Source organism: Streptomyces rimosus (genome assembly GCF_008704655.1).
In the GTDB taxonomy this organism is placed as follows: Bacteria; Actinomycetota; Actinomycetes; order Streptomycetales; family Streptomycetaceae; genus Streptomyces; species Streptomyces rimosus.
In genome coordinates, this window is the sequence record NZ_CP023688.1 from 2,621,722 (window position 1) to 2,635,459 (window position 13,738).

Annotated in this window: 12 protein-coding genes; 3 read left to right on the forward strand and 9 right to left on the reverse strand. The window is 70.8% G+C overall.

Going from position 1 to position 13,738, the window contains the following annotated elements; translation table 11 throughout:
• Window positions 1–48 precede the first annotated feature (48 nt).
• The 5 genes from CP984_RS10535 to eccB all read right to left on the reverse strand — a co-directional run bounded on the left by CP984_RS10535 (window position 49) and on the right by eccB (window position 4,649).
• Window positions 49–363, reverse strand: a complete 315-nt coding sequence (locus CP984_RS10535; RefSeq protein ID WP_003982684.1) for a hypothetical protein — start codon at window positions 361–363, stop codon at window positions 49–51.
• A 2-nt stretch (window positions 364–365) separates the two neighbouring features.
• The gene (mycP, locus tag CP984_RS10540; protein ID WP_030182273.1) at window positions 366–1,631 is read right to left on the reverse strand and encodes a type VII secretion-associated serine protease mycosin; all 1,266 of its coding nucleotides are present in this window, start codon (window positions 1,629–1,631) and stop codon (window positions 366–368) included.
• 243 nt (window positions 1,632–1,874) lie between these two features.
• The gene (locus tag CP984_RS10545; protein WP_003982686.1) at window positions 1,875–2,165 is read right to left on the reverse strand and encodes a WXG100 family type VII secretion target; all 291 of its coding nucleotides are present in this window, start codon (window positions 2,163–2,165) and stop codon (window positions 1,875–1,877) included.
• A 131-nt stretch (window positions 2,166–2,296) separates the two neighbouring features.
• Complete coding sequence (locus CP984_RS10550; RefSeq protein WP_030182276.1) at window positions 2,297–2,620, reverse strand: WXG100 family type VII secretion target; 324 nt, start codon at window positions 2,618–2,620, stop codon at window positions 2,297–2,299.
• A gap of 397 nt (window positions 2,621–3,017) precedes the next feature.
• On the reverse strand, window positions 3,018–4,649 hold the full coding sequence (gene eccB / locus CP984_RS10555) for a type VII secretion protein EccB (RefSeq protein ID WP_030182278.1): 1,632 nt from the start codon (window positions 4,647–4,649) through the stop codon (window positions 3,018–3,020).
• A gap of 390 nt (window positions 4,650–5,039) precedes the next feature.
• Here eccB and eccE point away from each other — a divergent pair, with 390 nt between their 5' ends.
• The 3 genes from eccE (at window position 5,040) to CP984_RS10570 (ending at window position 10,444) form a co-directional block, all read left to right on the forward strand.
• A complete protein-coding gene (gene eccE / locus CP984_RS10560) occupies window positions 5,040–6,248 on the forward strand; it encodes a type VII secretion protein EccE (protein ID WP_003982689.1) in 1,209 nt (402 codons plus the stop codon).
• Window positions 6,248–7,096 (forward strand): hypothetical protein, encoded by an 849-nt coding sequence (locus CP984_RS10565; RefSeq protein WP_030182280.1) that lies wholly within the window; start codon window positions 6,248–6,250, stop codon window positions 7,094–7,096. Before eccE ends, CP984_RS10565 begins: the two co-directional genes overlap by 1 nt.
• A gap of 384 nt (window positions 7,097–7,480) precedes the next feature.
• On the forward strand, window positions 7,481–10,444 hold the full coding sequence (locus CP984_RS10570) for an SCO5717 family growth-regulating ATPase (protein ID WP_030182281.1): 2,964 nt from the start codon (window positions 7,481–7,483) through the stop codon (window positions 10,442–10,444).
• Window positions 10,445–10,578: 134 nt separating this feature from the next.
• Here the strand turns inward: CP984_RS10570 and CP984_RS10575 are convergent, their stop codons facing one another.
• The 4 genes from CP984_RS10575 to CP984_RS10590 form a co-directional block, all read right to left on the reverse strand.
• On the reverse strand, window positions 10,579–11,529 hold the full coding sequence (locus CP984_RS10575; RefSeq protein WP_003986981.1) for a bifunctional riboflavin kinase/FAD synthetase: 951 nt from the start codon (window positions 11,527–11,529) through the stop codon (window positions 10,579–10,581).
• A gap of 306 nt (window positions 11,530–11,835) precedes the next feature.
• A complete protein-coding gene (truB, locus tag CP984_RS10580) occupies window positions 11,836–12,810 on the reverse strand; it encodes a tRNA pseudouridine(55) synthase TruB (protein WP_003986980.1) in 975 nt (324 codons plus the stop codon).
• A complete protein-coding gene (gene rbfA / locus CP984_RS10585; RefSeq protein WP_003986979.1) occupies window positions 12,810–13,256 on the reverse strand; it encodes a 30S ribosome-binding factor RbfA in 447 nt (148 codons plus the stop codon). The genes truB and rbfA overlap by 1 nt, the downstream gene beginning before the upstream one ends.
• A 55-nt stretch (window positions 13,257–13,311) precedes the next feature.
• Window positions 13,312–13,608: a DUF503 domain-containing protein gene (locus CP984_RS10590; protein ID WP_003986978.1), complete on the reverse strand. Its 297-nt coding sequence runs from the start codon at window positions 13,606–13,608 to the stop codon at window positions 13,312–13,314.
• Window positions 13,609–13,738: the final 130 nt, after the last annotated feature.

Sequence of the window (13,738 nt, forward strand, 5' to 3'; positions counted from 1 at the left end):
CCATTCCCGCTCGGAAAGTTCTATGTGTGTCATTACCGCGAGGCGTCGTCAGCCCATCGTGACCTTGTTCTCGGCCTCGGCGTCCTGGTAGGCACCCCGAGTCTTGTGCGACTTCTCGCCGAACTGGTTGACCAACTTCTCGATCAGGTCGACCAGGCCCTCGATTTGCGTTTTCATCTTGTCGTGAGCGTGGTAAAGCTCCGGCGCCTCTTTGAAATTTTCGCCCAACGCGCCCTGCGGCAAGTACGTGCTGTTCTTCGAGTGGTTCTGAGCGGTACCCATCTCCTTCAGGACATGGTTCAGCTCCTTCACCACCTGATCCAACGCGTCCAGATCGACGCCATACTCTTGATTCCTGCCCATGCTCAGGCCTCCCCGTGTGTTCTGATTCCGGTCTTGCGGCGCCAGTCGCGCAGTGCGATCGAGGTGCCGACGACCGCGGCGACGGCCAGTGCGCCGCCGCCGATGATGTAGATGGCGATGCGGGTCTGCCGTTCCTCGGGGCTTTCGCCGATGGTGAGGACGGCAGGCTGGATGTTGGCGCCGGTGCCGGCCGGGTTGGAGTTGGTGTCCGGCTTGGGTTCGGCGGTGGGCTTGGTGTTGTCGTTCAGGGCCGCTACCGGGTCGACGACGCCCCAGCCGATGTTGTGGTCGCGGTTCTTGCGTACGCGTTCGGCGGTCTTCTCCAGGTGCCAGATGACCTCGCTCGGCTTCCACTCCTGGTGTTGGGCCTTGTTGCGGCCGATGAGGAGGGCCGCGGCGCCGGCGGCGTAGGGGGCGGCGAAGCTGGTGCCCTGGTCGACGCAGTTGCCGCCCTTGGGAACGGTGGAGACCATGTCCACGCCGGGAGCGGCGATGTCGACGAAGGAGCCGGCCTGTGAGAAGGGCGCGCGCTCGTTGTTGCGGTCGGATGCCGCGACGGCCATGACGTTGCTGTTGGGGAACGCGGCGGGGTACATCTCCTTCTCGCCGCCGTCCGCGCCGCCGTTGCCCGCCGAGGCGACGATCAGGACGCCGGCCTGCTCGGCCTTGTCGACCGCCTGCCGGAGGGTGGGGAGGAACCTCGGGTCCGCCGCCGTGCCCTGGGAGATGTTGATGATGTCGACGCCCGCCTTGACGGCGGCGTCTATGGCCTTGGCGAGGTTTTCGGCGGTGCCGCCCTTTTCCTTGTCCGTCTGCTGGAGCGGGAGGATCTTCGCGCCGGGTGCGATGCCGTAGAAGCCCGAGTCGGGGACCTGCTGGGCGGCGATGATGCCGGCGACCTTGGTCCCGTGGCCGACCTGGTCCTCGGTGGCCTTGCCGCCGGTGAAGCTCTGGCCGGCGGAGGCCAGTGCCGGTTTCACCTGCTTGTTGCCGGCGTCGACGCCCGTGTCGATGACGGCGACCTTGACCCCTTCGCCCTTTCCGTACGCCCACATCTGCTTGGTGAGCAGGCGCTGGAGCGACCACGGGGTTTCTTTGATGTTGTCGGCACCGAAGTTGCACTGCCCGTTGTTCAGCGGCACGTTCGTGTCCGCGAGAGCCGGGGCGGCGGTGGTCGCGGTCAGGCCGACGGCGCAGACCGCACCGGCCAGGGCCACCGCCGCTCGACGGCGGTGGGCGGCTCGGTGGCCATTGGCACGAGGTCCCACGGGTTGTCTGCTCTCCATGTGTGGCGGATTCGGTGGAGGTGCGGAGGAGGAGTCGAGGGGAGGGTGAAGGAATGGGGGACGCGCGGGGGGGGGCGTACGAGAAGGCGCGTGGGAACGGGCGAGGTCGGCCGGACCGCGTAAGGGCGGGCGCACTGGTGCAGCGCGCCCGCCCTCATTCACCACTGTGCGAGCCTTCGTGGCTGCTCAGCCGTTGTGCCGTGGCTGTCTGTGGACAGCGACGGGTCAGCTCCAGATCTGAGCGTTCTTGGACTCGGTGCTCTGGTAGTTCTGAGCGGCCTGGTCCAGGGCCTTGGCGATGGCTTCCAAGGTCGAGTGCAGGGAAGCGGCGCGCTGGTCCCACTCGCGCTGCCGGGCCTGGTAGCCCTCCTGCGCGGAACCTTCCCAGCTGGCGGCGATCTTCTTGACGCCCGACTCGAGGTCGTCGAGCTGGGTACGGATGTTGTTGGCCGTTCCGCGCACGTCGGAGGCGGCCTGGGAGATCGTCGCGAAATTGACGAGGATCTGGCCGGACATTGGGTCTCCTCAGGGAGTTGATCTGGTCGATTCACACGCCGCGGCAGAACGGCCGGCCCAGAGCCGCCGAGGCGGTGGGCCGGGGTGCGCTGCGGCGAAGTGGGCGCGCCGCGGCGGGCGGCGCGGTCCCGTCATCCGAAGGGCGAGGCCTGCGCGGAGACGTGGGACATCGACTGGGCCTGCTCCTCTTCCGAGGCCACGTAGTTCTTCGTGGTGGCGTCGATCGCTTCCTTGATCTCGTTCAGCAGCTGGTTCAGGCGCTTGGCGTCATCGTTGACCTGAGACTGCAGCTGGTGGTACGAGGAGGCCGCAGCACCCTTCCACCCAGACGTGATGCCCTCGACGACCCCGTTCAGACGAGTGATCTCGCCCTGGATCGACTGGTTGACGGAGGCGATACGGCCGCTGAATGCGACCATCTCCTCCTCAGTGGTTGTGAACTGCTGACCTGCCATAAGTCAACGTCCCCCATGAGACTCGTACGTCGTGCCGGGGTCCGTCGCTGAAGAGGCCCCCCGGTCGGCATCTCCTGCTGACGCCTTCCGCCACTTTAACCACTCCATACGCCTGTTCCCAACAGCGGGTGGGAGGTTGTGACGGGATCACAACAATGCCAACTGACCGGTACGGAATGCCGATTCGATGGAAACGGACAGAAGTATTTCTTTCGGTCAGAGGGAGGAGGGAAGGGGGATGAGATCAAGAAGAGAGCAAGGGGTGGGAGGAAGCGAAGGGGAGATGGTGCGGAGATCTGGGGAGAGAGCCGTGGAGGGGCGAGGGCCTGACGCCGATCCGTGGTGACCGGCGTCAGGCAGCGGGCGGCATAAGCGCCGGGGGCCGCTTTCGTCCCGATCAGGAGCTCTGCGGCTTCTTCGCGCTCTGTGTGTTCAGCTCGGGGCCTTCGGAGAGCAGTTGCGACCACGCCTTGTCGACCGTCGGCGGGTGGACGCTTTCGTACCCGAGGTGGACCTGCGCCTGGTCCTGTTCCTTCTCGGCGTTGCCCGCCTTGTTGGCGCTGTCGTTGTTCCGGGGAATCGAGTAGCGCAGGCCGGTGTCGGTCACCAGGAACAGCGAGCCGGTCTTCGCGGTGCCGGACACCTGCTGGTAGAGCAGACCGCTGCCGGGGGTGACATATGAGGACGAACCCGCGGCGATGTTGGCCGGGTAGTCCTTGCCGACCCAGGTCGACATCTTGGGCACGCCGCCTTCGAAGCCCAGGCGCTTGCCCGCGCCGTTGGCGTACTCGACGTTGCTGCCGTGGTAGACGCTGCAGGCGACGTCGGCGCCGGACTTCTGGTCGCCGAGGCCGGAGTTCTGCTTGGTGGCGGCCGCGTTCGCCATGGTCACCGCCTCGGAGGGCCACAGGTCGGTGCCCGGCTGATCGGACAGGTACTGGACGACCTGTCCGTTCTCGTCACGCTTGGGGTCGATGGCGGACGTGGAGACCGTGTGCGGCGTCAGCTTCGAGCCGTCCTTGTTGACGTCCGTGGCGTTCGGCCCCTCCAGCAGGAGCTTGGCCATGAAGTTCGACACCTTCACCAGGCCGTCGGGCAGGACGACGTACTTGTCGCCGGCGTTGGTCTGGAGGATGTTGCCGATGACGCTGTACTTGGCGGGCACGCCCTTGACGGGCGCGGGGCGGCCGGCGCCGGGAATGCGGGGCATAACGAGCGGCACCGGGCTCTTGATGAGGGTGTTCATCCATTCGGACGACACCTTCTGCGGCTGCGCGTCCCCGAAGATGACCTGGCGCAGCTTGGCGTTCGCCTGTTCCTTCAGCGCCGGTGTGACGCCCGGCTGGCCCTTGGTCGCGTCGAAGGCGAAGGCCACGCCGTTGTTGTCGACCAGGAACTTCTCGCCCTCGGGGTTCTCCACGTACAGCGCCTGGTGCAGATCCAGCTTCCCCTGGTTCTCCACCCGCGCCTTGTCCTTGCCGCCCAGGACGAACACCGCCTGCTGCGACTTGCTGTTCTCGCCGCTGCCCGGGCGGTCGCAGACCGCCCAGACCTTCGGGGTGCCGGCCTCCTTCTCGGTGGGGAGGCGGTCGGGGGCGTACGGGATTCCGATCGCGGGGCCGTGCGGGATTTTTCCGTCGAGTTCCTCTTCCTTCACCTTTACGACCTGAAACTTCTTCGGGTCCAGAAGGAGTTTGGCGGAGGCCAGGTTGAGGATCGGGTGCAGGAGTTTCTGGGTGCTGCCGTTTTCGCCCTTGCTGTTCAGGACGACATACCGGGTGGTGGACTTGTCGCCGACGATGACGTTTTGTGCGGGCGTGTCCCAGCCCTTCGGGGCGACCGGCTTGAGGATGCCGCAGGCGCCGAAGCCCACGGTGACGACCAGGCCGAGCAGGATGCTCGGGAGCACGGCCTTGAGCGGTCGCGGCGCACTCTCGATCGAGCCGTTCGGCAGCGGCTTCAGAAATGCCGCAGTCGTCCGCTTTCGAGCGAACGAATACGCATTCAGCTCGTCCCGACGTGATGCCATTGTTGCTTTCTCTCCCCGCCTGTCGGATCCACCGTGGACCGCCCCCGGCACTGAGGCCGCAGCGCCCTCTACTATGCCGTGTGTCGATCGACCCGTACGGTACGGGTGCCACCTTCCGGCGCACCAGTCTCGACAACGGTACTGAGGCCGGGAAGACATACCGCTCAGAGGCACAATGCTCGGAGCCACATCATCAGTAGAGGAGCAGGCCGGGGGATGTCCAGCGCCACCAGGGCTCGACGCCGCAATGGACGGCAACAGCAGCAACAGCCTTCCGCCGCGCCGCAATACGCGGGAAATGCGGGCCAAAACGGTATAGCTCCGGGCAATGGAGGAAATGGGAGCCGGGGTGGTGGCGCGGACCGGCCGGCCGGCCCGGTGGTGCCCCGGTTGCGCGCGCAGGCCGGCAGCATCGGCGGCGTCCGTGTGCAGCAGCTCGCGATCATCGAGATCGCCGCGGCGCTGGTGCTGGTGGGGTGGGCGATCCATCCCGTCGCCCTGACCGTCGCCGCGGTGGTGGCGGCGGTCCTCGTCGTCTTCGCCCTCGGACGGCGCCGGCGCATTCCGCTGCCGGAGTGGATCACGACGGTGCGGGCGATGAAGCGCCGCGCCAAGCAGGGTGGTTCGGCCGGCGGCACCGTCGGTGTCGACCCGGCGTTCGCGCCGCTCGTGGAGTGCGACCCCGCGCTGCGTACGTACGAGTACACCGACGCGGAGCAGCGGGCGATCGGCTTTGTCGGTGACGGTACGTTCCTGACCGCCATCGTCCAGGTGGAGGGCCGCGACGAGCCGCTGCGCCCGCAGAGCGGCAGCCGTCCGCTGCCGATGGACGTGCTGCACACCGCGCTGGACGTGGAGGACATTCACCTCGAATCGGTGCAGTTCGTGCAGTACACCCAGCCCGCGCCCGCCCCGCACCTGCCCGAGCAGGCCGTCGCCGCCCGCTCCTACGCGCCGCTCCAGGCGCAGACGAAGACCCCGGCCCTGCAGCTGACCTGGATCGCGCTCAAGCTGGACCCGGAGCTGTGCGCGGAGGCCATCGAGGCGCGCGGCGGCGGCATCGACGGGGCGCAGCGGTCGCTGCTGCGCGCCGCCGACCAGCTCGTCAGCCGGCTCTCCGCGCACGGTGTACGGGCCAAGGTGCTCGCCGAGCGCGAGGTGGTCGCGGCGGTCGGCACCGCGGTGTGCGTCAGCCCGCGGGCCGCGAACGGCGCCATGGGCCGCGACGGCCGCGCCGCACGGCGCACCCAGGAGACGGTGCGCGCCATGCGCTGCGACGACCGCTGGCACACCACGTACTGGATCGGCCGCTGGCCCCAGCTCGGCCAGGGCGGCACGCCGCTGGCGGGCATCGTCCAGCTGCTCAACAGCACCCCGGCGATGGCGAGCACCTTCGCGCTGACCGCCTCGCACGGCAGCGGCCGGGCGCCCGCCATCTCGGGCTACGTCCGCCTCTCGACCCGCAGCGAGAACGAGTTGACCGCCGCGCAGAGCGAGTTGGAGCGCCGTTCCGGCTCCGTGAAGGTCGGTCTCGTACGGCTGGACCGTGAGCAGCTCCCCGGCCTGCTGGCCACGCTCCCCCTCGGAGGTACCCGCTGATGGCGACGCCCACCTACCAGCCCCGCGCCACCCCGAGCAGCGACGGCTGGCGCAATCCCCCCATCGGCGGCGCGCCCGCGGGGGGCGGGCCGCGGCTCTCGCACGAGCCCCGTCCCGACGAGCGGCAGGCGGCGCCCACGGGGCCGCGCCCGCAGCCCGGTTTCGGCCTGCGCGGCCCACGGCGCAGTCCGCACGTGCTCACCGCCGAGTCGCTGGGGTCGCTGACCCTGCCGGTCGCCGAGGACGGCGTCATCGTCGGCATCGACCCGCAGAACCAGCCCGCGGTGCTGAGCCTGCTGCGGCCCAACCCGCTCGAGGTGGCGCTGGTGGGCAGCATGTGGCTGGCGCAGGTGCTGGCGCTGCGTACGGTCGCCACCGGCGCGCGGGTCGCCGTCGAGACCGCGCGGCCGCCCGCCTGGGGGCAGATGGCGCAGGCCGCGGGTGGCGGGCAGCAGTGCGTCTCGGTCCACGAGGTACGGCAGATCGCGCCGCAGGGGCCGTCGGTCTCCAGCCCCGTCCTGGTCGTACGGGACATGGGCGCGCGCCCGCCGCGCAACCAGCTGGCGCCGAGCCCCTGGCAGACCGTCCTGACCGTGCTGCCGTTCCTGGGGCCGCGATCTCCGCAGATGCTGGCCCGCGCCGACCTGGTGTGCCTGCAGCGGCTGTCGCCGGAGGAGGCCGAGGTGGTGACGCGCACCATGCGGCTGCCCGCGCAGATAGGACAGGTGCTGCCGACGCTCAGCGACAACGCGATGCTCTGGTGCACGCGGGACAGCCACGAGTTCGTGATGACGCAGCCCACCGAAGCGGAGACGCAGCTGCTCGGCCAACCGCGGCGGATGGACTGACGGCCCGGCACGACGCACGCACGGCGCGGGCGTCCGCGGGCCCCGCATGGGGCGGCCGCGGGCCCGCGCCCCGTGCGTTGTCGTACGTACGGCCGCGTGACCGAGCCGGTTCGGACCGGCGGCGAATGACGGGCCGGCGGATGCGCCCATCGGTGCGCCGGTGGGTTGCCAAGACGAGATGACATCGACTGCCGTTCGAGGCCGACTGTTGATTAGGCTGTATTGGAGAGCCGCAGGGGCACACCGACGGCTGCCGATACGGGGATGGAGACAGTTAGTGTTGGCGCAACCCGGGGTGGTGTGTTCCGACGTCCGCTACATCCGATTGATCCGCCTGTATCCGGTCCTGCCGTTCAGGTGCGTTTCAGTACACCAGGAGGCACAGTGAGGGAGCAGGAGGCTTTCCGTCCGGACGGGAACGATCCTGACGACGACCAGTCCGAGTTCGATCTGACGGGTGAATTCAAGATCGATTTTGCGGCTCCGGCCTGGTACTCGAGCAACGACAGCAGCGGCGGCGCCACGACGGCGCCCGCCGCTTCGACACCTCCTGCCGCCACGCCTGCCCCGCCGCCCACCGGCGCGCCGCTGACCGGGCCGCCCCAGGCGGGGCCCGCCCAGGCCGCCCCGCAGCAGCCCCAGCAGGACGCCTCGGCGCCGCCTGCCGCGCCGCCCGGGTTCCCGACGCTGCGGCCCGACGGCGCCGCCGAAGGCCCCGCGGCGCCCGCGCCCACCACGCCGCCGGTCGCGTCCGCGCCCGTAGCGCCCGCGCCCGAGCCGACGGCTCCGGTGGCTCCCCCGGTGCCGCCCGCGCCCGTGGCCGAAGCGGCGCCGGAGGCGCCCGCCGAGTCCCCGGAGCCCGCGGAGGCGCCGTCGTCCGACGCGCCTTCCTCTGGGAACGTACGGTCCGGCGTCGGCGTCGACCCGTCGGCGTCGCTGTGGGACGACGACCCGGAGCCCGAACCGGCCCCCGCGCCCGCCCCGGTGGAGGCCGCCCTGGTCGAGGAAGCACCGGCCGCCGACGGGCTGCAGGCGGATGCCGCGGCGCAGTCCGGCGCCCCCGCCGAAGCCGAAGCGCCCCCTGCGGAGTTCACACCTCAGCCCGCTCCGGAGCCCGAAGCGCCGGTCGCCGCACAGCAGATGCCCGTACAGCAGGCGCCCGTACAGCCGGCACCTGCGCAGCAGGTACCTGTACAGCAGCAGTCCGCGCCGGATGGGCAGCCGCCGGCCCCTCAGCGGCCGGAAGTCCAGCCGCAGCAGGAAGCCCAGCCGCAGCCTGAGGCCGCGCCCCAGCAGGACGCCCCCCAGCAGCCCCCGTACGCACAGCAGGCACAGCCGCAGCAGGGTGCGCCTTGGGGCGCTGCCGCCGGGCAGCAGGCAGGTGCGCCTGCGAACCTGCCGCCGCTGCCTCCGGAGTACCAGCCTGCGGATCCGCATACGGCTCAGGCCCAGCAGCAGCCGTACCAGCAACAGGCTCCGCAGACCCAGCAGCAGGGGTATGCGCAAGCACAGCCCCAGCAGCAGTACCAGCAGCAGGCCGGCTACCCGCAGCAGCAGCCGCAGGCCCAACAGCCCCAGCCGCAGCAGCAGGCGCCGCATCAGGCCCAGCAGGCCGCTTACGGCTACCCGCAGCCCGCGTACGGGTATCCGCAGCAGCCCCAGCAGGGCGCCCCGGTGCCGCAGCAGGCCGACCCCAATTCCGCTGCCGCGCAAGGCGGTTACGGCTACCCGCAGGCCCAGCCTCAGCAGCAGGCACCGCAGCAGGCTCAGCCGCAGCCTGCGTACGGCTATCCGCAGCAGCAGGGTGGTTACGGCTACCCGCAGGCCGCCCAGGGCTACCCGCAGCAGGGCGCTCCCGCCCAGCAGCAGCAACAGCAGTACCCCGGCTACCCCCAGCAGCAGGCACAGCCCCAGCAGGTCCAGCAGCCCCAACAGCCGCAGGCACAACCGCCGCAGGCCCCACAGCCTCAGCAGGCCCAGCCCCTGGCCCCGCAGCAGCAGCCGCAGCAGCCGCAAACCCCCACCCCCGTCCAGGGCGCCGACCCCAACGCCGCTGCCAACTACGCCCAGTACTCGCAGCCGGGCCAGCAGCAGCCGCAGCAGCGGGCCGCTCCCGGCGCGCCCCTGGGCTACAGCGCGGCCGTCGAGCTGACCTCTGACCGGCTGCTGCGCAACCAGCCCAAGAAGAAGTCGAGCGCCAAGGCGCAGCCCTCGCGCTTCAAGCTGGGTGCGAAGAAGGAGGAGCAGGAGCGCCAGCGCAAGCTGGAGCTGATCCGTACGCCGGTGCTCTCCTGCTACCGGATCGCGGTCATCAGCCTCAAGGGCGGCGTCGGCAAGACCACGACGACGACCTCGCTGGGCGCCACGCTCGCCGCCGAACGCCAGGACAAGATCCTGGCCATCGACGCGAACCCGGACGCCGGCACGCTCGGCCGCCGGGTCCGCCGCGAGACCGGCGCGACCATCCGTGACCTGGTACAGGCGATCCCGCAGCTGCACAGCTACATGGACATCCGCCGGTTCACCTCGCAGGCGCCGTCCGGCCTGGAGATCCTGGCCAACGACGTGGACCCGGCCGTCTCGACGACGTTCAACGACGACGACTACCGGCGGGCGATCGACGTCCTCGGCAAGCAGTACCCGATCATCCTCACCGACTCGGGTACGGGCCTGCTCTACAGCGCCATGCGCGGGGTGCTGGACCTCGCCGACCAGCTGATCATCATCTCCACGCCGTCGGTGGACGGCGCGAGCAGCGCCAGCACCACGCTGGACTGGCTGTCCGCGCACGGCTACGCCGACCTGGTCCAGCGCGGCATCACGGTGATCTCCGGGGTCCGCGAGACCGGCAAGATGATCAAGATCGACGACATCGTGTCGCACTTCGAGACCCGGTGCCGCGGTGTGGTCGTGGTCCCCTTCGACGAGCATCTGGCCGCCGGTGCCGAGGTCGACCTGGACATGATGCGCCCGAAGACCCGCGAGGCGTACTTCAACCTGGCCGCGCTGGTCGCCGAGGACTTCTCCCGGGCCCAGCAGGCGCAGGGCGTATGGAACGACCCCGCCGCCCAGCAGCAGATGCCGGGCGACCCGAACGCCCAGCAGTACGGGCACCAGCAGTACGGCCAGCAGGGTTACGCGCAGCCGGGCCAGGAAGCGCAGGGCCAGCCGCCTGTCGGGTACCCGCCGCAGCAGGGCGGATGGACCCAGCAGCCTCAGCAGCAGCCCCAGCAACCCCAGGCCCAGCAGCCGCCGGCCGGCTGGCAGCAGCCGCCTCCGGACGCGCCGCAGACACCCGGTCAGCCCGGCCTCCAGCCGGGCTGGACGCAGCAGCCTCCGCCCCAGTAGCAGCGCCTGCCGCGGGGCCCCGGACGACCGGGGCCCCGCGGCGCACGCGACGAGGCCCGGCACTTACCCAAGTGCCGGGCCTCATCCAGTATGTCCAGGCGCCCGCGCGAGCGGACGCCGCAGCCTGCCGCCCGTCAGTCCTCCGCCGAAGCGATCAGCTCGCGCGCTTCCTTCACGTCCACCGCCATCCGCTCCAGCAGCCCGTCGAGCGTCTCGAACTTCTCCTGGCCGCGGATGTACGCGGTGAAGTCGACCGCGACGTGCAGGCCGTACAGGTCCAGCCCGACGCGGTCGATGGCGTACGCCTCGACGGTGCGGGCGGTGCCGTCGAACTGCGGGTTGGTGCCGACGGAGATGGCGGCGGGCATCTTCTCGCCGGCCGCGTGCAGATAGCCCGCGTACACGCCGTCCGCCGGGATGGCGGTGTGCGGCAGGGTCTCCACGTTCGCCGTCGGGTAGCCGAGCTCCCGGCCGCGCTGGGCGCCGCGTACGACCACGCCCTCGACGCGGTGCGGCCGCCCCAGGACCTCCGCCGCGCCCGCGACGTCGCCCTCGGCGACCAGCCGGCGGGTCAGGGTCGAGGAGAACGGCTCGCCGCCGCCCGCCGTGCCCCGCTCGAACAGGTCCACCACCTCGACCTCGTAGTCATAGGTGCCGCCCAGCTCGGCGAGCGTGTCCACGGTGCCCGCCGCCTTGTGCCCGAAGCGGAAGTTCGGCCCCTCGACGACCAGCTTCGCGTGCAGCTTGTCGACCAGGACCTTGACCACGAAGTCGGCCGGGGCCAGCTTCGAGAACTCCTTGGTGAACGGCAGGATCAGCACGGCGTCCACGCCGAGGCCCGCCATCAGCTCAGCGCGCCGCTCGTGCGGGGCCAGCAGCGGCGGGTGGGTGCCCGGCCGCACCACCTCGCTGGGGTGCGGGTCGAAGGTGACCACCACGGCCGGTACGCCCAGCTCCCGGGCGCGTGCCACCGTCTTCCCGATGATCAGCTGGTGCCCGCGGTGCACGCCGTCGTAGGAGCCGATGGTGACGACGCTGCGTCCCCAGCCCTCGGGGATGTCCTCCAAGCCACGCCAGCGCTGCACTGTGCCCGCTCCTCGCCAGAACTCTCGTCCGTCACTGCGCCGGAAGAACCCGGTCGGATCCGGGCACCCTCGGCCTTACGCAGGTCTAAGACTGCCATGCCCCGTGCACCGGTTCGCGGGAAGGGTCGCCTCGCTTCTGTGGAGTGCGGCACCCGGCGGCGCCCGTCCGGCCGCCACGGCCGCCGATTCACCCGCGCGCCGGAGCACGGCGCACCGCACGCGCCCCAGGGGCCCCGCCGCGGTGGTACGGCGACGGGCGGCGCCATGCGGGCATGGCGCCGCCCGTCGTACTGCCCCGTGCCCCCGTTACGGCGCGAAGACCGCCAGGCTCTTCGCCCGGCCGCCCTGGTTCTCCAGCAGCGCCAGGAACGTCCCGTCCGGCGCGAACGCCGCGGCGGGCCGGCCCGCCGCCCCGTCGAACCGCGGCATCGGGATGCGCACCCCGTTGGTGAGCAGCCGCGCCTGGTCCACCGTGACGTCCCAGCGCGGGAAGGCCGCGGCCGCCGCCTCGCCGATCGGCATGACCGGCAGCCCGCCGCCCGCCTCGTCGTCCACGGATTCCTGCAGCTGCTCCAGGGTGCGGGCCCGGTCGAGCTTGTACGGGCCGACCCGGGTGCGCCGCAGCGCGGTCAGGTGGCCGCCGACGCCGAGCGCGTCCCCCAGGTCGCGGGCCAGCGCCCGGATGTACGTACCGGAGGAGCACTCCACCGAGACCAGCAGGTCGGTGACCGGCGTGCCGTCCTCGGCCTCGGTCTCCTCGGCGGAGTACACCACGAACGAGGAGACCGTCACCGGCCGGGCCGGTATCTCCACGTCCTCGCCCTTGCGCACCCGCGCGTAGGACCGCTTCCCGTCGATCTTGATGGCGCTGACCTTGGACGGGACCTGCATGATCTCGCCGGTCAGCGTGGCCACACCCGCGTCGATCGCCGCCCGGTCCAGGCCGTGCGCCGCCTTGGACGCGGTGATCTCACCCTCGGCGTCATCGGTGACCGAGGTCTGCCCCAGGCGGATGGTGCCGACGTACTCCTTCTCGGTCAGCGCGAGGTGGCCGAGCAGCTTCGTGGCGCGCTCGATGCCCAGGACGAGCACGCCGGTCGCCATCGGGTCGAGCGTGCCGGCGTGCCCCACGCGGCGGGTGCGGGCCATGCCCCGCATCTTGGCCACCACGTCGTGCGAGGTGAAGCCGGCCGGCTTGTCGACGATGACCAGGCCGTCCGGCGCCCCCTGCTTGGCGCGGGTGCGCTCCACGCGCCGCGCGCCGGTGTTCTCCCGCTTCATTACGCCGTGGTGTCCTCGTCCTCGTCGCCCGGCTTGCGGTACGGGTCCGCCTCGCCGGCGTACGCGGCGCCCGAGGACGCCTCGCGCACCTTGGCGTCCGAGGCCCGCGCCTTGTCGAGCAGGTCCTCGATCGTCTTGGCGTTCTCCGGCAGCGCGTCCGCGACGAACGTCAGGGTCGGCGTGAACTTCACGCCCGCCGCCCGGCCGACCTCGGAGCGCAGGATGCCCTTGGCGCTCTCCAGTCCGGCCGCCGCGCTGGCCCGGTCCTCGTCGTCGCCGTAGACCGTGTAGAAGACCGTCGCCTCCCGCAGGTCGCCGGTGACCCGGGTGTCCGTGATGGTCACGTGCGAACCCAGGCGCGGGTCCTTGATGCCGCGCTGCAGCTTCTGGGCGACCACCTCCCGGATGAGGTCCGCCAGCTTCTTCGCCCGCGCATTGTCGGCCACTGGTCCGTCTCCTTCTGTGTCTTTCACCATGGTGCTCGTGGCGCCGACGACCCGCTCAGTCGTCATCGTCGCCGTGGAGCCGCCGTCGTACCGACAGCAGCTCCACTTCGGGCCGTGCGGCGACCATGCGCTCGCAGCGGTCCAGTACGTCTGTGAGGTGCCCCGGGTCCCCGGACACCATCGCCAGCCCGATCCGGGCCCGGCGGTGGAGGTCCTGGTCGCCGACCTCCGCCACGCTGACCGCGTACTTGCGGTGCAGTTCGGCGACGATCGGGCGGACGACGGAGCGCTTCTCCTTCAGCGACCGTACGTCGCCGAGGAGGAGGTCGAAGGACAGCGTCCCTACGTACATGCGGTGCGGGTAAGGCCACCCGTGGGGCACTAGATGCCAGATGTACGAGCCATTCGAACCGTACACGCAACGGCCGGGGCCGATCGACGGAAATATCCGCCGACCGGCCCCGGCCCGCCCGCCACCCGGC